Below are 19,694 nucleotides of genomic sequence, written 5' to 3' on the forward strand. Positions count from 1 at the left end.
AGTCAGCCACGTTGACGCTTATAAGGTCTTGCCCAGGCACACCGATTGTGCCGCGCCCACGTATTTGCCCCAGGCAATGACGGGTGCATAGCCGTGTTTGGCATAAAACGCCACGGCGCGGCTATTTGCCACGCGGGTGGACAGGTGCAAGGCCTGGTAGCCATGCTGGCGCGCCTGCGTCTCCACATGGGCCAGCAGGGCCGCGCCCACGCCGACGGCGCCAGGGCGCGCATACATGCGCTTGAGTTCGCCTATGGCGCTGTCCGGCTCGCCCAGCGGCCGCAGGGCGGCGCAGCCCAGCAGTTCTCCGGCCGCATCGCGGGCCAGGTAAAAGCCGCCGCGCGGCGTTGCCGCCTCGACATCGAAGGAAGAACCGCCGCTGTCGCCATTGATGCGCAGCAACGCCTCCGACAATGCGTCGAGCAGCAGCTGCGCCTCCACTCCGGCGGCGTCCACCGCCAGGATGATCAGATCATGCCTGGCGGCCATGGACTTAGCCGCGCAGCTTGGCGAACGCGGCGGCCATGCTGCCGGCCGGCTCCGGCGCGTTGCGCGACTGCGACTGGTGCTGCGCCATGCTGCGGCGGTCGTTGCGGTCGCCCTTTTGCTCGGGCTTGCTGCCCGCCTGCGGCGCGCTGTCCGTCAAACGCATGGTCAGCGCGATGCGCTTGCGCTTCTCGTCGACTTCCAGCACTTTGACACGCACGACTTGCCCAGCTTTGACCACCGTATGCGGATCTTTGACAAAGGTGTTCGACAGGGCGGAGATGTGCACAAGGCCATCCTGGTGCACGCCGATGTCGACAAAAGCGCCAAAGGCGGCCACGTTGGTGACCACGCCCTCTAAAATCATGTCCGGGCGCAAGTCGCGGATCTCTTCCACGCCTTCCTTGAAGGTGGCGGTCGTGAATTCCGGACGCGGGTCACGGCCCGGCTTTTCCAGTTCCTTCAAAATGTCGGAAATGGTCGGCACGCCGAATGTTTCATCCGCATATTTTGCCGGGCTCAAGGTTTTCAGCAAGGCTGTTTCGCCGATGACGGCCTTGATATCCTTCTTGATGTCAGCGAGGATCTTTTCCACCAGCGGGTACGATTCCGGGTGGACTGCCGAGGCGTCCAGCGGGTTTTCGCCGCCCATCACGCGCAAAAAGCCCGCAGCCTGTTCGTAGGTTTTATCGCCCAGGCGCGGCACGGCTTTCAGGGCCGCGCGCGAGGTGAACGCGCCCTTCATGTCGCGGTAGGTGACGATGCTTTGCGCCACGCTGGCCGACAGGCCGGACACGCGCGCCAGCAGGGGAGCGGACGCCGTATTCACGTCCACGCCGACGGCGTTCACGCAATCTTCCACTACCGCATCGAGCGAGCGGGCCAGCTGGCTTTGGCTCACGTCGTGCTGGTACTGGCCCACTCCGATCGATTTCGGGTCAATCTTGACCAGTTCGGCCAGCGGGTCTTGCAGACGGCGCGCGATCGACACGGCGCCGCGCAGCGACACATCCATGTCCGGCAACTCTTTCGACGCGAATTCGGACGCCGAATATACCGACGCGCCCGCTTCCGAGACGACGATCTTCGTCATCTTCGCTTCCGGGTGCTGCTTGATCAAGTCCTGCGCCAACTTGTCCGTTTCGCGCGAGGCGGTGCCGTTACCGATGGAAATGAGCGATACATTGTGCTTGGCGGCAAGACGGCCCAGCGTATGCAGCGAGCCATCCCAGTCGTTCTTCGGCTGGTGCGGGTAGATCACGGCCGTGTCGACGACTTTACCGGTGGCGTCAACCACGGCCACTTTCACGCCCGTGCGCAAGCCAGGATCGAGGCCCATGGTGGCGCGCTGGCCGGCCGGTGCGGCCAGCAGCAGCGCTTTCAAATTGGTGGCGAACACGTTGATGGCGTCGAGTTCCGAGCGTTCGCGCAGGGCGCCCATCAGTTCCGTTTCCAGGTGCATGAAGCTTTTCACGCGCCAGGTCCAGCGTGCCGTGTCGGCCAGCCATTTGTCGGCCGGGCGGCCTTGTTGCTTGATGCCAAAGCGGGCGGCGATGCGGCCTTCGCACGGGTTGTGCGGCGCATCCCATTTCGGTTTTTCCGCTTCCGTGTCCAGGCGCAGGGTGACGTCAAGGATACCCTCGCGGCGGCCGCGCAGCAGCGCCAGCGCGCGGTGCGAGGGGACTGTGGAAATGGTTTCCGAGTAGTCGAAGTAATCGGCGAATTTTTCGCCTTCGTCCTGCTTGCCTTCCACCACTTTCGATTCGACGATGCCGTGTTCCTGCACGTATTCGCGCAAGGTTTGCAGCAAGGTCGCGTCTTCGGCGAAGCGCTCCATCAGAATCTGGCGCGCGCCATCGAGGGCCGCCTTGGTGTCCGCCACGCCAGGATTGTTGCCGTCGGCACTCGTAAACGCGTCGCGCAGGAACTTGCCCGCTTCCATTTCCGGCGTCAGTTCCGGATTGTCCAGCAAGCCGTCGGCCAGCGGCATCAGACCCGCTTCGATGGCGATCTGCGCCTTCGTGCGGCGCTTCTGTTTGTACGGCAAGTACAAATCTTCGAGGCGCGTCTTGTCTTCCGCGTGCATGACGGCGTCGAGCAGCTCGGGCGTCATCTTGTTCTGTTCCGTGATCGAGGCCACGATGGCGGCGCGCCGCTCTTCCAGCTCGCGCAGATAGCGCAAGCGCTCTTCGAGCAGGCGCAGCTGGATATCGTCGAGGCCGCCGGTCGCTTCCTTGCGGTAACGGGCGATGAAGGGCACGGTGGCGCCTTCGTCGAGCAGTTCGATGGCGGCGGCAACCTGCACCGGTTTGGCGGCAAGTTCAAGGGCAAGACGTTGTTCGATAGTGGGCAGCATGGTTGTTTCCAGAGCGATCAAGCCTGGAATGATACGCAATCGGCGCGATTGCGCAATCTTGACAGCGCAAATGGACTGTGCGTTGACAACAAGGTCAGCGGGCCGGCAGCAGCGGGCTGGCGGGCGCGGGAGCTGGCGGCCTCTGCGGCGTAACGGATTTACCAAAGGCATTGCCCATGCGGTGTTCGAGGGCGGCGCGGTTGTACAGGCCCAGCTGGTTCGACGGGCGCTGCATGACGGCTTCCGCACCGGACAGGGTGGGCGGCGGCCGGTTCATGGCGTTGCTGTTTGGCAATAATTTTTCACTCAGGCAAGACATCGATGGCGCGCGCTGGCCATGGACTTCCACTTCCACGCAAGCCTTCTGCGGCGCGGCGGCCCTCACGACGACGGTGTGTTCGTCCGCCTGCGCGGGCAGGGCGGCGCAGGCCAGCAGCAACAGTGAGAACAGGCGTGCCATGGCGGCTCCCGGAGCGGTGGATGAGGCGTTCAGCATAGCAAGGCCATGTGTCGCGGCGATGACACAGGCGGGGATGGGGGTTGGCGCCATGTCATGCAGTTGTCATTTTATGAAGCTACCATCTTGCCATTCTGCAGACAACATTGCAGTCAAGACACTTCATGAGCAGGATTTTTCGTTGCTTCCCCTGGAAAATGACACTAAGCCACCGCCGCGCCGCAAGGGGCAATGCCCTGTCCGCCTGCTTGCTGATGACATTGATGACCTTGATGACATTCGTGCGGCCGGCTGCGGGCGCGGACGGTGCTGATGCCGGCGCGCACGCGACCATGCATTTCGACTTGCCCGCCCAGCCGCTCGATGCGGCCCTGGTGGCGTTTGGCGAAGTGACCGGGTATTCCGTGCTCGTCAGCAGCCAGCTGGCGGCCGGCAAAGTGGCCGCACCCGTGCGCGGCGACTACACGCCGGCCGAAGCGCTGCAGCGCCTGCTGGTCGGCACGCAGCTGGGCGCGCGCTTCAGCGGCAGCAATGCGTTTACCTTGCTGGCGCTGGCCGATGCGCCCGTGGCAGCAGCGCCCGTGCCGGCCGAAGTGACCCCCGCCAGCGCAGCATTGCAAGGCTATGCGGCCATCCTGCAGCGTTCGCTCACGCGCGCCCTGTGCCGCTTGCATCCGGAGGCCTTCGGCCGCTACCGCCTGGCCTTCCAGCTGTGGCTCGACGAGCGGGGCAAGGTGCGCGCCGTGCATGTGCTGGAACCGAGCGGTGTGGAACAGCGCGACCGCGCCGTGCTGCAACGCCTGCGCAGCCTGCTGATCGATGGCGCGCCGCCGGCGGGCTTGCCGCAACCGCTGACGATTTTACTGACGCCACGGCCCGATCCCGATGCCGATTGCGCGCCCTACCTCGTGGCCGGGGCGCCCTGACCATGCCGGAACTGCTCAAAACCACCTTGCGCAAGCTGTTCCTGGAACGCTACGGACAGTTTCGCCGCCATCTGCAGCGCCGCCTCGGTTCGGAAGACCTGGCCAATGACGCGCTGCATGAAACGTATCTGCGGGTCGAGCGGATGAACGCGCCCGAAGCGATCAGCTACCCGTCCGCCTACCTGATGCGGATCGCCATCAACATTGCGGAAGATCAACGCCGCGACAATGCGCGCCTGCTCAGCTTGCCGGACATCGACGATCTGTACGAGATGGCCGATGAGCTGGCCGACCCGGCGCGCACCTTCAGCGCGCGCGCCGAACTGGAAGAGCTGGAACGGGCCTTGCAGGAGTTGCCGAAACGCCGGCGCGCCATCGTCATCGCCGCCCGCGTCGACCAGTTGCCGCACCGCGACATCGCCGAGCGTTTCGGCATTTCCGCCCGCACCGTCGAGAAGGAATTGCGCGCCGGACTCGAACATTGCTGCGAACGCATGGGACGCGATTTCATCCAGCGCTTCGGTCCCGGCGCGGGAAAAACGTCTAAACATCATGACTGAACAAGCGGAAGACGATATGGGTGTCATCCAGAAGGAAGCGCAGGCGTGGGTCGTGCGCCTGGCCTCGGGCCAGGTCAGCGAGCGCGACGCGCAAGTGTTTCGCCACTGGTGCGCGCGCAGCCGCAAGCATGCCAACGCGTTTGCCGAGGCGCGCGCCGTGTGGGGCGCCATGGCGCCGGCCGCGCGCGCCGTCAAGCGGGCGCAGGCGCCTGTCAACGTGGCGCGGCGCGCCTGGCTCGGCGGCGCCGTGGCCGCCTCGCTGGGTTTACTGGTGCTGCGCCCGCCCACGGATCTGTGGCCGGCCGTGGCCGGTCTTGCCGCCGACTATGCCACCGGCACGGGCGAGCAGCGCGAAGTGGCGCTCGACGGCGGCGTGCTGGTGCAGATGAATACGCAGACGCGCCTCGATGCGGCGCCGCTGCAGGATGGCGCCGCGGCGCTGGTGCTGCTGGCGGGCGAGGCGGAATTCCAGGCTGGCTTGCGCGGCGCGGCGCGGGTGCACGTGCAGGCGGGCGACGGCACCGTGTCGGCCGGCAGCGCGCGCTTCAATATCCGGTTATTTGGCCAGGAAGTGTGCGTGACGTGCCTGGCGGGGCGCTTGCGCGTGGCGCAGGCCGGCAACGACGCGGAACTGGCGGCGGGCCAGCAACTGCGCTACCGGCCCGAGCATTTCGGCATCGCCCGCGCCGTGGCAAAAAGCGAGGTCAGCGCGTGGCGCCACCGGCTGCTGGTTTTTAAACAAAGCACCCTGGCCGAGGTGGTGGACGAGGTGAACCGCTACCGTCCCGGCAAGCTGATCCTCAATGGCGAGGCCTTGAAACTGACGCGCGTGCAAGCGAGCTTTTCGCTCGACCGCCTCGACGACGTGATCGCCCTGATCCAGGACGCGTATGGCGCGCGCGTGACGCGGCTGCCGGGCGGCATCGTGCTGTTCGGCTGAGCCCCGCCTTGGCGCTCCGCCTTGGCGCCCCGAGGTGCTCACCCAATTATGACATTTTCATGACCTTTTGCAGTCCCGGACCTTGTTCCCTGTCAATGCTGCTGGAAGCCGCGAATCAGTGCCTGCCGCCCGCCACCGTGCGTGCCGCGCGCCGCCTCGCGATATCGGTCAGCAACGGAACATGAAAAGGGAATGTCGCCATGCAGCGAAGCAAGTCGGTCACGAAACACGCATCCTCCTCCGCCATGGCGGGCAGCCACCACGGGCGCCCGGTGCGCTTGAAACCGCTGGCGCTGGCCATCGCCATGCTGCTGCAGGCGGGCGGCGCGCAGGCGCAGCAGCCGTTCAGCGGCGCCTGGTTCGCGGGCAAGGGGGCGCAGCAGGGCACGGCCGCCGCCACGGGACGCTTGCCGAATGGCCAGCCGGCCACATCGCTGAACAATCCTTTGCTGCAGCAGCAAAAGGCCGAAGGCAAGCTGCAGCAATCGCTGAACAACCTGTTGCTGGCCGCGCGCGGCATCGCCGCCGAACAGGCGGTACAGGCGGCCGCGCGCCAGGCGGCGCTGGCCGCCGGCGGTGCGCCCGAGGGCCTGCTCAAGGGCGGCTTGCAGGTCGACAGCAACAGCCTGACGGCGGGCTGGCTCAACGCCCAGGGCCCTGTGCAGACCCAGGCCGACGGCAAGACCGTCGTGAAGGTGGTGCAGACGGACGACAAGGCGATTTTGAACTGGGAAAGTTTTAACGTCGGCAAGAACACCACCCTGCAGTTCGACCAGAAATCGAACTGGTCCGTCTTGAACCGGGTCAACGATCCGCTGGCGCGCCCCAGCCAGATCCAGGGCCAGATCAAGGCCGACGGCACGGTGATGATCGTCAACCGCAATGGCATCGTGTTTACGGGCAGCAGCCAGGTCGATATGCGCAACCTGGCGGCGGCCGCCATGGGCATGAGCGACAGCCAGTTCAAGAGCGGCCTGTACGGCAAGGCGCAGGGCGCGGGCGCCGTGCCGACCTTCGCGAATGATTTATTGCTGGGCCAGAATACCTTTACGCATGGCAAGGCCGAAGCGGATGTCGTCGTCGCCGCCGGCGCGCGCATCGACACACGCAAGCCGCAAACGGTGACGGAAGGCGGCGGCTATGTGCTGCTGGCCGGCCGCAGCGTCGACAATGCGGGCGCCATCACCACGCCGAATGGCCAGACCACGCTGGCCGCTGGCGACGCCATCGTCGTGCGCCCGGGCCAGGGCACGGACAAGAACCAGTATTCGAGCACGCGCGGCAATGAAGTCGAGATGCTGCGCACGGCTGGCAGCGGCGCCGGCGCCGTCGTCAACCGCGGCTTGATCCAGTCGGCCGGCGGCGACATCACGCTGAGCGGCAATACGCTGCGCCAGGACGGCATGCTGCTGTCGAGTACCTCCGTCAACGGACGCGGCGCCATCCACCTGTCGACGGCAGGCGAGGACGCCAAGGTCACCATGGGACGCGGCAGCGTCAGCGCCATTTTTATCGACGACAACGGCGCCACGGCGCTCGACGTACAGCGCGATACCTTGCTGAAAGACACGGGCAAGGGCACGGACACGCCGCTGGACCGGCGCGACCAGTCGCTGGTGCGCATCGTTTCGGCCGGCAACGTGGAATTCGAAGGCGATTCGCTGACCCTGGCCACGGGCGGCCAGGTGCTGGTCGACGCGGCCCGCCGCAGCCACGTGGCGCGCGACGCCGCCATCGATGTCTCCGGCGCCGTCGGCGTGAAGGTCGACATGAGCAGCAACAATGTGCTGATCAATGTGCAGGGCAACGAACAGCGCGACGCACCGGGCAGCCGCGACGCGAAATACCTGAACAACAGCGACGTGTGGGTCGACCGCCGCGACCTGGTGCTGGTGCCGGCCGGCACGAATGGCTACGCCACGGATCGCTGGTACACGGCCGGCGGCTTGCTGGAAGTGAGCGGCTACCTCAATACCAGCGGCCACGGCATCGGTGAATGGGCGGCCCAGGGCGGCACCGTCGGCTTTGGCGGCGGCGAAGTGGTGACGCAGGCCGGTTCGCGCATCAACATCGCCGGCGGCTCGCTGGACGTGCAGACGGGCATGGTCAAGCAGACGTGGCTGAAGGGCGCCGATGGCGCGATGTACAAGCTCAGCACTGCCCCCGGCGACAATCTGTACACGGGCTTGTACCGCGGCTATGAAAGCACGCATGCGCGCTGGGGCGCGAACACGACGGAGACGTATGCGAATGCCCTGATCGGCCCGCGCGAACGCCTGGAAAACGGCTACACGGTGGGCCGCGACGCGGGCCGCCTGATCGTTTCCACGGGCGCGGCCGTGCTGGAAGGCGATATCGACACGTCCGTGTTCCAGGGCGAGCGCCAGCAGCGCAAGCGCGATGACGGCATGGATAGCTACAAGCAGGCGCAGACGTCGGCCGCGCGCGCCGGTCAATTGATCGTCGGCAAAATGACGCCCGTCTTCGATACGAAGGCGGGCCAGCTGCGCGACAGCCCGCAAGCCGTGCTGGAAAAAGTCGAGATCGGCAAGGTGGCGCCCGTCGCCGATGGCCAGCTGCTCAGTGAAGCCTTGCCGGCCGCGCGCAGCAAGACCCTGCAGCTCGATGCGGACTGGCTCAATGGCCTGGAACTGGGCGCCCTGAATATCTACGCCTACGACAAGCTCGACGTCAACGCGGACGTGCGCGTGGCCGATGGCGGCGACGTCGCCCTGCACGCCACCGACGTGGCCATCAAGGCGAACGTCAGCGCACGCGGCGGCAGCATCACCGCCGGTGACATCATCTCGCGCTACCTGGCGAATGCGGGCGGGGTATGGGTCGAAGGCAAGCTGGTGCCGGACAACCGTCCCACGGGAACGGCCGGCGTGCGCGTGGCGCCCGGCGTGCGCCTCGATGCGCGCGGCCTGTGGAGCAACCTGGAGCTGGACCCGGGCGCGGTCGCCGGCCTGCCGTATGTGAATGGCGGCAAGGTCACCTTGAAAAGCTCGGGCGGCGTTGAGCTGACCGGCGGCAGCGTCATCGACGTCTCGTCGGGCGCGGCCTTGATGAGCAATGGCAGCTTGCAGGGCGGACGCGGCGGCGACATCACCCTGGCGGTCGATCTGCCGACGGAGAAAGCGCCGACGGGCGCCATGCTCAAGCTCGACGGCGAATTGCGCGGCCATGGCGTGAAAGGCGGCGGACGCCTGGTGATCGACAGCGGCGCGGCCGTCAGCATCGGCGGCAAGCTGCAGGGTGGCGACGTGTTGCCAGGTGGCAGCAGCGCCCCCATCGGCCTGCGCCTGGCCGATGAATTCCTGATCGCCAAGGGGGAGAAGATCCCCTTCGATTTTGCACTGAGTACCAGCCTGATCAAGCCGGGACAGGCCTTGAGCAAACCCGTGACGGTGGACGTGTCGGCGCAGAAACCGCTGGTGCTGGGAGCCGACCTGCTGGTGCCGCCGGGCGCCTATGTCACCACCGCCAGCGGCGCGTCTGTCTACCAGGGTTCCATTGCGCCCGCCGGCAGCGTGCTGACTGCCATCAATAGCCTGCCTGCCGGCTTCGTGGTCTCGGCGGCGGTCTTTCCAAACGGCTTGCCGATCCAGCCGGTGATGACGCAGTATGCGGCCGGCAGCGTCGCCGCCGACGACGTGCGCGCGCCGCGCGGCATGCTGCTGCCGGCCGGCACGGTGCTGGGGCGCGACGTGACCGTCCAGCCTATGCTGGCGCTGGACGCGAGCCTGTTCCAGAGCGGTTTTGCCGACTACGCCATCACGGGCCGCGATGGCGTCGTGGTGGTCAAGGATGCGCATGTCGATGTGAAGATGCCCGTGCTGCGCTTCAATCCCGCCACGGGCCACACGGTGGCGAGTGGCACGGATCCGGCTGCCGCGCTGGAACTGTGGACGCCGGACCTGTACCAGGAAGATGCGCGCAAGGCCCGTCTGACGCAGCGCGCCGGCGCCGACCTGTCGCTGACGGCCGGCAGCCCGCACGTGAAAGGGGATCTGGCGGTGGCGCAAGGCGCCGTCGTCACGGTCGATCCGGGCCGCCAGATCAGCCTGACGGGCAATGCGCAGATCACCATCGATGGCCGGCTCGAAGCCCGGGGTGGCAAGATCGCCGTCCTGCCCGGCACGTTTGGCACGGGCAATGATGTGGATGTACCGAACGGCAAGGGACAGGCCACGTCGATCTGGATCGGCGACAGGGCCGTGCTCGACGTCGCCGGCCGCGCCACGGTCGCCACCGACGCGCACGGCGGCCGCTATGGCCGTGCCGACAAGGGCGGCAGCATCGAAATCGGCGCCCGCTACAAGGCCGACGCGGCCAGCGTCGACGCGGCCGATGCCTTTGTCGTCGTGCGTCCGGGCGCGCTGCTTGACGCCAGCGGCGCGCAAGCCACGCTGGACTTGCCGAACCAGGGCGCCGTCAATGTGGCCGGCAACGGCGGTTTGATTTCGCTCAGTTCGTATAACGGCATCTTTGCCGACGGCACTCTGCGCGCCGTGGCCGGTGGCGCCGGTGCGGCCGGCGGCACCCTGGCGCTGGCGCTGGACACGCCCAATTATGGCAAGGTCAACCGTTACAACTTGCAAGGCGACAACGTGGACAACGCGGTGCGCGTGCCGCGCGAAATGCAGCTGGCGCAGGTGCAGGGCGACAGCACCTTGCCCGACGACTTGCGCGCCGGCCAGCAGGATGCGGCGCTGCGCTACGGCAGCGCGCGCCTGGGCGCCGACCGTGTGCAGGCGGGCGGTTTCGACAACCTGGCCCTGCATGTGAACGGCATGCTCAGTTTTGACGGCGACGTCAAGCTGTCGCTGGGCCAGAGCCTGCGCCTGAGCGCCACCTCGCTGGGTCTGGCCCAGCAGCCGCCGCAGCCGGATGCCGATGGCCAGGACAAGGCGGGCAGCCTTGCCAGCCAGGTGCACCTGGCGGCGCCGTATGTGCGCCTGGGTACGGCCGTGCGTGCGCAGAAGGACGATTACATCGTGCCCAATGCCGTGAAAGGTTCGAAGAACCTGGGCAAGGGACGCGGCATCCTGGGCGTGCCGCTGGTGGCCGAGGATTCCCTGCTGCAGATCGATGCGGGCATGCTCGATATCGCGGGCGAGGTCAACATGGGTACGCGCGGCACCATTGCGCAGAGCAGCGGCGCCGACCTGGTGGTCGAGCGCGACGCCTTCGAGCAGCTGACCCTGAACAGCCGCGGCGACATGCGCCTGTCGAACAGCGCCGCCCTGTACCAGCCCGGCAACGCCACCCTGGTGGCCGCGCAAATCTACCCGGCCACGGGCGACAGCGGCATGGTCACGGTGGGCCAGCAGAGCGGCATCGACGAATACGGCAACCTCCGCGTCACGCTCGATCCGCTGCGCACGCTCAATATCGGGCGCAGCGGCGACGGCGCCACGCCAAACCAGCCGTTCTCCGTGTTCGGAACCCTGAGCCTGGTTGCGCCCACCATCAACCAGCATGGCGTGCTGCGCGCGCCGCTGGGCCAGATCAACCTGGGCGCCGAAGGCTTTGAAGCCAATACGGGCCGCGTCAATCTGTTGCCTGGCAGCCTGACGTCCGTCAGTGCGAAAGGCTTGACGATGCCGTACGGTGGCACGCTCGATGGCTTGAGCTACCTGTATGACGGCAACGATGTCGTGTTCAAGGGCGTGGGCAACGGCCCCGAGATCGCCTTGACGGGCGCCGCCATCGACGTGCAACAAGGCGCCGTGCTCGACATGTCGGGCGGCGGCACCTTGACGGGCGCGGCCTTCCTGGCCGGACGCGGCGGCTCCACCGACGCGCGCCTCAATCCGCTGGTGCAGATGAAGCCGAACGGCGGTTTCACCTTGCCCGGCCTGAACACCAACCCCGTGTACGCCATCGTTCCCGGGGTACAGCCGGACGTGGCGCCGTTGACGGCGGAGCAAGGCGCGGGCAAGCCCGCCGTGGGGCGCCAGATCACCATCGCGGCGGGCGTGCCCGGCCTGGCGGCCGGCACCTATACCCTGCTGCCATCGAATTTCGCCCTGCTGCCCGGTGCTTTCCGCGTGGAACTGAATGGCCTGGCCGGCGCCGTCGAGACGAGCGGCACGATCGCCATGCGCAATGGCTCGTTTGCCACGGCGGCGCAGACGGGCGTGGCGGGCACGGCGATCCGCGACGTGGTGGCGCAACAAGCCATCCTGACGCCGGCCGCCGTGCTGCGCAGCTATTCGCAATACAATGAAACGGGCTATGCCGCCTTCGCCGTGGCGCAGGCCACGCGCGACGGCGTGCCGCGCGCCGCGCTCGAGCGCGATGCCAAGGGCGTGCGGGTGCAGCTGATCGCCCCGTCCGTGCACAGCGTCAAGGACAACCACACGCCGTTGATGATGGATGGCAGCGCCCTGTACGCGCCGGCCGAGGGCGGCTTCGGCGGCTCTCTGCTGCTGGGCTCGGGCAACCATGCGACTACCCGCTACGAAGTGCTGGCCGACGGCACGGCGCCGCTGGCCGATTTCGATGGCGTGTCTGTGCATGCGTCGCAGATCAACGCCTTCGGTGCCCAGCGCGTGGGCATCGGCGGCTTGCCGCGCGTGAACTACAGCGAATTTGGCACGGGCAGCAACCAGCGCGCCAATATCGCCGCCATCAACGAGTCGGCGGGCGGCATCGTGCTGCGCGACGGCGCCGTGCTGAAGGCGGCCGAAGTGTTTCTGGTGACGGCGAGAAAAGACGGCGGCATCATCCTGGAGCAGGGCTCCGGCATCAATACGCTGGGCCGCGGCAAGGCCGCCTGGGATTCGCGCGACGGCTATGTGTACGAGCCCATGGGCAGCGTGCTGGCCGTCTCGAACGGCTGGCTGGACATGCTGCCGGCCGCGGCGCCGTCGTCCGAATCGTATGGCCCCGGCATCATCGATATCGGCGCCTGCGCCAAGGTGGGCGGCGCCTGCAGCGGCAGCACCTCGCTGTATTCCGAGGGGACCATCGCCGCCGTGACGGAGCGCGCGTTTACCCTGCGCGACAACGTGCGCTACGGCACGCGCAACCTGGTGCTGGGCATGGGCTCCATCAATGTCGGCAGCGAGGCGTCCCTGGCGGACGCCAGCGCCCGCGGCGCCTTGCCTGACGGCCTGGCGCTGAACCAGGGCGTGCTCGACCGCCTGCTGCGCGGCGACACCAGCACGGGCGCACCGGCGCTGGAAAGCCTGGGTTTGACGGCGCGCAATTCCTTCAACTTCTATGACTCGTCGCAGCTGTCGACCATCGATGCGGCCACGGGCAAGTCCTCGCTGTCGCGCCTGGTGCTCAATACGCCGGCCATCTACGGCTATGGCGGCACGGACGCGCTGGCGCGCATCCACACGGACACCCTCGTGTGGCAGGGCGCGACGAATGCGCGCGGCGCCGTCGTCGCCAATGGCCCCGGCACGGGCAGCGGCCGTTTGCAGGTCGACGCCAGGCGCATCGAGTTCGGCTTCACGCCGGACAGCCGTCCTGACACCATCCATAACCTCGACCGTCTGATGCTGGGCTTCGGCCAGGTGGCGCTCAATGCCAGCGAACAGCTGACGGCCAACAACAAGGGCAGCCTGTCCGTCTACCAGTCGCAAAGCGCGTGGGATACGGCCACCAATGGCTACCGTTACAGCGGCGGCGATTTGCTGATCAACACGCCGCTGTTGACGGGTGCGGCCGGTTCCGTCAACCGCATCACGGCGGGCGGCGACCTCAAGGTGAGCGCGCCGGCCGGCGCTACCCCCGCCGCCACCACGCCGACGAATGCGGCGCTGGCCGGCGCCCTGGGCGCGGAAGTGGCGCTCAGCGGCAACAGCGTCAGCGTCGATACCTCGGTGGTTCTGCCAAGCGGAAAGCTGACCCTGTCGGCCGAGCGTGATGTATTGCTGGGCGACAAGGCCAAGCTGGACCTGGCGGGCCGCAAGCTCGATTTCTACGACACGAGCAAGTACAGCTGGGGCGGCGACGTGATCCTCGACAGCCGCGCAGGCGATGTGCGCCAGGCGGCCGCTTCCGTGATCGACGTGTCGGCCGTGAACAACCGCGCCGGCAAGCTCAGCGTGGTCGCCACGGGCGACGCGGCAGGCACGGCCGACTTGCGCGGCAGCCTGCTGGGCGGCGCCAGCGGCCATTATGACGCGGGCGGCACCCAGGTGCCGTACGCGGCCGGCGGCGTGGAGGTGCGCGCCCAACAGATCGGCGACTTCGCCGGCCTGAACCAGCGCCTGAACACGGGCAAGGTGTTCGGCAGCCGCAGCTTCCAGCTCAAGCAGGGCAATCTGACCATCGGCGACGAGCTCAAGGCGCGCGAAGTGAGCGTCTCCGTCGACGGCGGCAGCTTGACGGTGAGCGGCCGCATCGACGCCAGCGGCGAGCAGGTGGGCAGCATCCGCCTGGCCGGCCGCGACGGCGTCACCATCGAGTCCGGCGCCGTGCTCGATGCGCACGGCACGGTGCTGCGCACGGACAGCTATGGCCAGGTGATCGAGGCGCCGAACCGCGCCGTGATCGAACTGGCCGCGCCAGGCGGACGCTTGAGCCTGGAAAACGGCGCGCGTTTTGACTTGCGCAGCGGCGAGGCGGGCAAAGGCGGTGGCAACTACGGCAGCATCGACCTGAACGCACGGCGCCTGGGCGGCGCCACGGGCGACGATATCGACATCGACGCGGCCGGCGCGCTGAACATCGCCGGCGCGCGCACCATCAACGTCAATGCCTTCTGGCAATACAAGGATGCGCCGGCCGGTACCGGCAAGGATGCGGACGGCCGCAGCTACCAGAGCATCAACCAGGCCTATCTGGACGAGAAACACGCGGACAGCCAGGCCTTCATGGCCCACGCGCTGGCCAACGGCAACTTGATGGACAACAAGCTGCGCGGCTTGCGCGGCGACGCCAACGCTTTTCACCTGCGCCCCGGCGTCGAGATCGTCAGCGCCACGCCGGGCGGCGACCTGCATATCGATGGCGACATCGACCTGTCCGGCCACCGCTACGACGGCGTCAATCCGCTGGCGCGCCTGAGCGGCGTGTACGGCTCGGGCGAGGCCGGTGCGCTGGTGCTGCGCGCTGGCGGCAAGCTCAGCGTCTTTGGCAGCATCACCGATGGTTTCGATACCAGCGCCCTGCCAGTCACGGTCGATGACAAGGGCTGGCAGCTGGTGAAAGGCCGGCTGCCGTGGGGCGGCGAAGTCGTCGTGCCGCAAGCGGGCCTGGTGACCCTGGCCGAAGACACGTATTTCAAATCGGGCACGAGCGTCAATTTCGCCGTGCCGATGAAAGCCATGGAGTTGCGCAGCGGTACCTTGCTGGCGGCGCGCGCCACCTTGACGGCGGAGTTGAATCTGCCGGCCGGCAGCGTGCTGGGCGGCGCCGTGCGCAATGCCGACGGCAGCGTGCTGTACGCGGCCGGCACGGTCTTGCCAAAGGCGCTGACCTTGTCGAGCGGGATGCAGCTCGATGCCGGCCTGCGCCTGCCTGGCGCGGCCAGGGTGGCGGCCATGCTGTGGCCGGCGAACGTGGCCCTGCCTTTCCCGGAAGGCAGGCCGTGGGATGTGGCCGATGCCACGAATGCCGTCAATGGCGTGGTGCTGGCCTCGGCGCTGGCGCTGGACAAGGGCAGCGTGCTGCCCGCCGGCACCGTGGTCAGGCTGCCGGGCGACGTCACCATGGTGTCGCTGCGCAGCGCGGATGGCAGCGGCAGCCAGGGCCGCAACCTGGCGCTGGCGCCCATGCTGGCCCAGGGTTCGCAAGCGTGGTCGCTGCGCCTGGTGGGCGGCGCCGATACGGCGGCGGCCGACACGCGCGCCCTGCGCCCGCATGCGAAGGACGCCCATCTGATGCTGGCCGATGCGCATTACGGCATGGCCAGTGCCCGCGAGCTGGTTCCAGGCACCGGCTTGCCCGCACAGTATGTATGGGGCGACGATGCCGGCCTGTTTGGCGAGATACCGGGCATGCCGATCGACCTGGCCAACTTTGCCAGTGAAGAAGTGCTGCTTGGCTTCAATGAATATGGCGCAATCGTGGTCAAGATTGCCGATGGCACGGCGCCTCAATACGTGGTCGTGACCGCGCCGGCGCGCCAGGCCCTGTTCAGCGTGCTGCGCACGGGTGCGGGCGACCTCGATTTGCTCGCCGCGGGCGACTTCGACATGCGTTCCCTGTATGGCGTCTACACGGCGGGCACGCAGTCGGCCTCGCCGCTGGTGGGCGGCAAGGACCTGTTCAATCTGCCGCGCGCGCGGACCGTCAAGGGCAAGCTGCTGGGGACGGACGGCGATGCTTTCATCCCGTTCGTCGATGGCGGCAGCCAGAGCCTGTACCGCGCCTGGTATCCCGAGCATGGCGGCAATCTGCTGCTGCGCGCCCAGGGCGACGTCAAGGGCGATACGCTGGCCGCTTCCACCAGCCGGCGCGAAGACGCCATCGGCTGGCTGCGTCCACAGCAGGACACCAGCGACATCGGCACCTGGCTGTGGCGCCAGGGCAGCGGCAGCACCGGTGGCGGCGTGCCGACGGCATGGTGGATCAACTTCGGTACCTATATTCCGGGCACCGAAGGGGCGGACCTGTATTCGGGCATGCCTTTCCTGTCGGGCTTTACGGGCATCGGCACCCTGGGTGGCGGCAATCTGCTGCTGCAGGCGGGCGGCGACGCCGGCATGCTGGCCTCGCGCGCCGATCCGGGCGGCGAGTTCGCGCCGCGCAGCCAGGGCCTGAACGTGGCCGTGGGCAGCACGGGCAGGGTGACGCCGGACGGCAAGCTGCTGCTGACGGGCGGCGGCGATCTCGATATCCGCATCGGCGGCGGGCTGAACCCCGTGGCCGAGGTGCGCAGCTTCGACAGCAACAGCGACCGGCCGAACCCGAACACGCGTTTCGAACGCCAGGTGCCTGGCCTGAACAGCACGCTCACCAACCTGCGCGGCGCGCTGCGCCTGGAGGCGGGCGCCGTGGGCGGCATCGAATTGCGCTTCGACCGCGCCGATCCGAAGGAATCGCGGCCGTATGAAACCTACACGGCGGGCACGGCGATCGCCAGCGGCGGGCCTATCCTGGTGCCAGGCGACAGCGGCGTGCGCATCGATGCGCGCGGCGACGTGGTGCTGGGCGGCGTGGCCGATGCGGGCCGCGTGAAGCAGCTGGCCAACGGCACGCCGTTCAGCTACCAGGGCGTGGAGCGCAAGGGCGAGGGCTGGAGCTGGTTCTCGCTGTGGACGCCGGCCACGGCCATCGACCTGTTCAGCGCGGGCGGCAACCTGACGCCCACCTCGTCCTGGATCAATGCGACGGTCGGCGACAACCACGCGCCGTCGGACGGGCGTTTCGTCATGCCGTCCGTGCTGCGCGCCGTGGCCGCCAGCGGCAGCTTGTACTACGGCAATGCCAGCCTGGGCAGGCTGGGTGATGGCGGCAAGGTCGACATGCCGCAAAACGGCGTGATCCTGGCGCCGTCGCCGGTGGCGCCGCAGTTTGTCAGGACGGGCGCAGGCCAGCTGGAAATGCTGGCCGCCGACTCCATCCATGCGGCCGGCTATCCGATCACGCAGTCGGGCGCCGATCCGCGACGCTTGCCGAACCCGTTCAATCCCGGTTTCATCGGCGCCCTGGAACCGGTGTGGTTTGGCCACTTGCCGCTGCATAACGTCAGCCAGGATGCGCTGGCGCCTTCAGCGCTGAAATTGCTGGGGGCGACCAGCAACGGCGCCAGTGGTGCGCAGCAGACGTATCCGCTGTTCAGCATGACCCCGCCGACGGTCTCCGATTATGTGCCGGCGGGCCAGGTGCCCGCGCACTTTTATGCCAACAGCGGCGACATCGTGGGCTTGCGCACGGGCGGCATCGTGTACCGGGGAACACTGAAGGGCGAAACGGGCCCGCTGGGCGTGTGGTACGAAGGCGGTGGCGCCGTGGCCGTGCGGGCCGGGCGCGACATCGTCAATTCCGGCACGCCGCTCGGCAGCGTCGAAGGCGTGCCGGACGGCGCGGCGGGATGGACCGGCCAGCCCTTTGCCAACAGTCCCGAGCTGCCGGAAAAGCCGATCGTCTTCGCCAGCTCGTCGGCGCGCGGCAACCTCTTCGTGCACCGCCATGCCGATGACGTTTCCGTCGTCAGCGCCGGGCGCGATATCCGCTACAGCACTTTCTATGTGGCGGGACCGGGCCAGCTGAACGTGAGCGCCGGGCGCGATTTGTACATGGCCGACAAGGCGGAATTGCGCAGCCTCGGCTCCATCGTCAATGTCGGCCAGGACAAGCGCGGCAATGGTGCCGGCATCAGCGTGGCGGCTGGCGTGGGCCGCAACGGGCCCGACTATGCGGCCTTCGCGGCGCGCTACCTGGACCCGGCCAAGCTGGCCGATCCGGTCAAGCCGCTGGCCGACCAGGCTGGCAGCGCCGTGTATGTCTACGGCGGCAAGCTGACCCTGGCCGACTGGCTGCGCGGCCAGTTCGCCTACAGCGGCGATGAGGCGGGCGCGTCCGCCTTCCTCGGCACGAAGCAGGCGGAACTGGAAAAGGCCGGCCAGCAGACGGGCGCCGTGCGGCGCGACCTGGCGCGCGAATACGCGCAGGTCAGCCAGCTGCACCTGGTGAACTGGCTGACGACGCGCTTTGGCGGCGACAGCGGCCTGGGCATCCGCTACGACCCGGCCACCGATGCGCGCAGCTTCTTTGCCGCCTTGCCGAAGGAGCAGCAGCAGGTGTATCTGAGCAATGTCTACTTTGCCGAACTGAAGGCGGCCGGGCGCGAGTACAACGATCCGGACGGCATGCGCCGCGGCAGCTACCTGCGCGGCCGCGAAGCCATCGCCACCCTGTTCCCATCGCAGGACAAGGCGGGCCAGAAGATCGAGTACCAGGGCGACCTGACGATGTTCAGCAGCGCGCTGTACACGGTCAACGGATACGGCGGCGTGTACACCAAGCGTCCCGTCGCGGGCGTGCGCTACCTGAGTCCGCAGGAGTGGGCCGAGGCCGGCCGTCCCGACTACAACGTGCCTTACGTGACCGTCAACGATGCAGGCATCCACACGGATGCCGGCGGCGACATCGGCATCACGGTGCCGGGCGGGCGCGCGCTGATCGGCGTCGATGGCGGCTATGCGCCGGGCGAAGGCTCGGGCGTGCTGACGCAGGGACAGGGCGAGATCCAGATGTATGCGAAAGACAGCATCCTGCTGGGCCAGAGCCGCATCTTCACCACCTTCGGCGGCAACATCCTGGCCTGGTCGGCCACGGGCGACATCAATGCGGGCCGCGGCACCAAGTCCACCGTCGTCTACACGCCGCAGCGCCGTACCTACGACAGCATCGGCCTGGTCAGCCTGTCGCCGAGCACGCCGGCCACGGGCGCCGGCATCGCCACCCTGAACCCGATCCCGGAGGTGCCGCCCGGCGACATCGACCTGATCGCCCCGCTGGGCAGCATCGACGCGGGCGAGGCGGGCATCCGCGTCTCGGGCAACGTCAACCTGGCGGCCTTGCAGGTGATCAATGCGGAAAACGTCCAGGTACAGGGCAAGTCGGCGGGCCTGCCGGTGGTCGCCACCGTGAACGTGGGCGCATTGAGCAACGCCAGCGCGGCCGCCACGCAAGCCGTGACGGCGGCGCAGGACGTGCTGCAGCGCGAACGGGCCGCCACGCGCCAGGCGCAACCGTCGCTGTTCACGGTGAAGGTGCTGGGCTTTGGCAACGAGCAGGCGGACGAGGGCGGTGTTGGCAAGCACCAGGGCGGCGAACCGCAGGCGTCCAGCTATCAGCCGGCCGGCGTGGTGCAGGTGCTGGGCGCGGGGCCGTTGACGGCGCCGCAGCTGCAGGCGCTCACGCCGAACGAGCGGCGTGGACTGCAACCGTGAGTTTTATGAACATTTGATGACATTCGGCAGTCGCCGCGCGCGGCGGCTGTCTAGGCATCAGTAGATCTGCATTAGCAACAAAAAACGCCGGCCCAGCGCCG

Annotated in this window: 7 protein-coding genes; 4 read left to right on the plus strand and 3 right to left on the minus strand. The window is 67.7% G+C overall.

What is annotated here, in order from left to right; genetic code table 11:
* Positions 1-18: 18 nt before the first annotated feature.
* The 3 genes from KO539_RS23165 to KO539_RS23175 all read right to left on the minus strand — a co-directional run bounded on the left by KO539_RS23165 (position 19) and on the right by KO539_RS23175 (position 3,302).
* Entirely contained in the window at positions 19-489 is a 471-nt protein-coding gene (locus KO539_RS23165; protein ID WP_219311998.1) for a GNAT family N-acetyltransferase, read from the minus strand.
* A gap of 4 nt (positions 490-493) precedes the next feature.
* A complete protein-coding gene (locus tag KO539_RS23170) occupies positions 494-2,842 on the minus strand; it encodes a Tex family protein (RefSeq protein WP_035823150.1) in 2,349 nt (782 codons plus the stop codon).
* A 94-nt stretch (positions 2,843-2,936) separates the two neighbouring features.
* Entirely contained in the window at positions 2,937-3,302 is a 366-nt protein-coding gene (locus KO539_RS23175) for a hypothetical protein (protein WP_219312000.1), read from the minus strand.
* 260 nt (positions 3,303-3,562) lie between these two features.
* Here KO539_RS23175 and KO539_RS23180 point away from each other — a divergent pair, with 260 nt between their 5' ends.
* The 4 genes from KO539_RS23180 (at position 3,563) to KO539_RS23195 (ending at position 19,593) form a co-directional block, all read left to right on the plus strand.
* The gene (locus KO539_RS23180; protein WP_219312002.1) at positions 3,563-4,225 is read left to right on the plus strand and encodes a secretin and TonB N-terminal domain-containing protein; all 663 of its coding nucleotides are present in this window, start codon (positions 3,563-3,565) and stop codon (positions 4,223-4,225) included.
* 2 nt (positions 4,226-4,227) lie between these two features.
* Positions 4,228-4,785: an RNA polymerase sigma factor gene (locus KO539_RS23185; RefSeq protein ID WP_035823145.1), complete on the plus strand. Its 558-nt coding sequence runs from the start codon at positions 4,228-4,230 to the stop codon at positions 4,783-4,785.
* Positions 4,778-5,725 carry a FecR domain-containing protein gene (locus tag KO539_RS23190; RefSeq protein WP_219312004.1) on the plus strand — a complete coding sequence of 316 codons (948 nt, stop codon included), beginning with the start codon at positions 4,778-4,780 and terminating at the stop codon, positions 5,723-5,725. Before KO539_RS23185 ends, KO539_RS23190 begins: the two co-directional genes overlap by 8 nt.
* Positions 5,726-5,925: 200 nt before the next feature.
* Positions 5,926-19,593 (plus strand): filamentous haemagglutinin family protein, encoded by a 13,668-nt coding sequence (locus KO539_RS23195; RefSeq protein ID WP_219312006.1) that lies wholly within the window; start codon positions 5,926-5,928, stop codon positions 19,591-19,593.
* Positions 19,594-19,694 lie beyond the last annotated feature (101 nt).

The organism is Janthinobacterium sp. NKUCC06_STL, from assembly GCF_019345455.1.
In the GTDB taxonomy this organism is placed as follows: domain Bacteria; phylum Pseudomonadota; class Gammaproteobacteria; order Burkholderiales; family Burkholderiaceae_D; genus Janthinobacterium; species Janthinobacterium rivuli.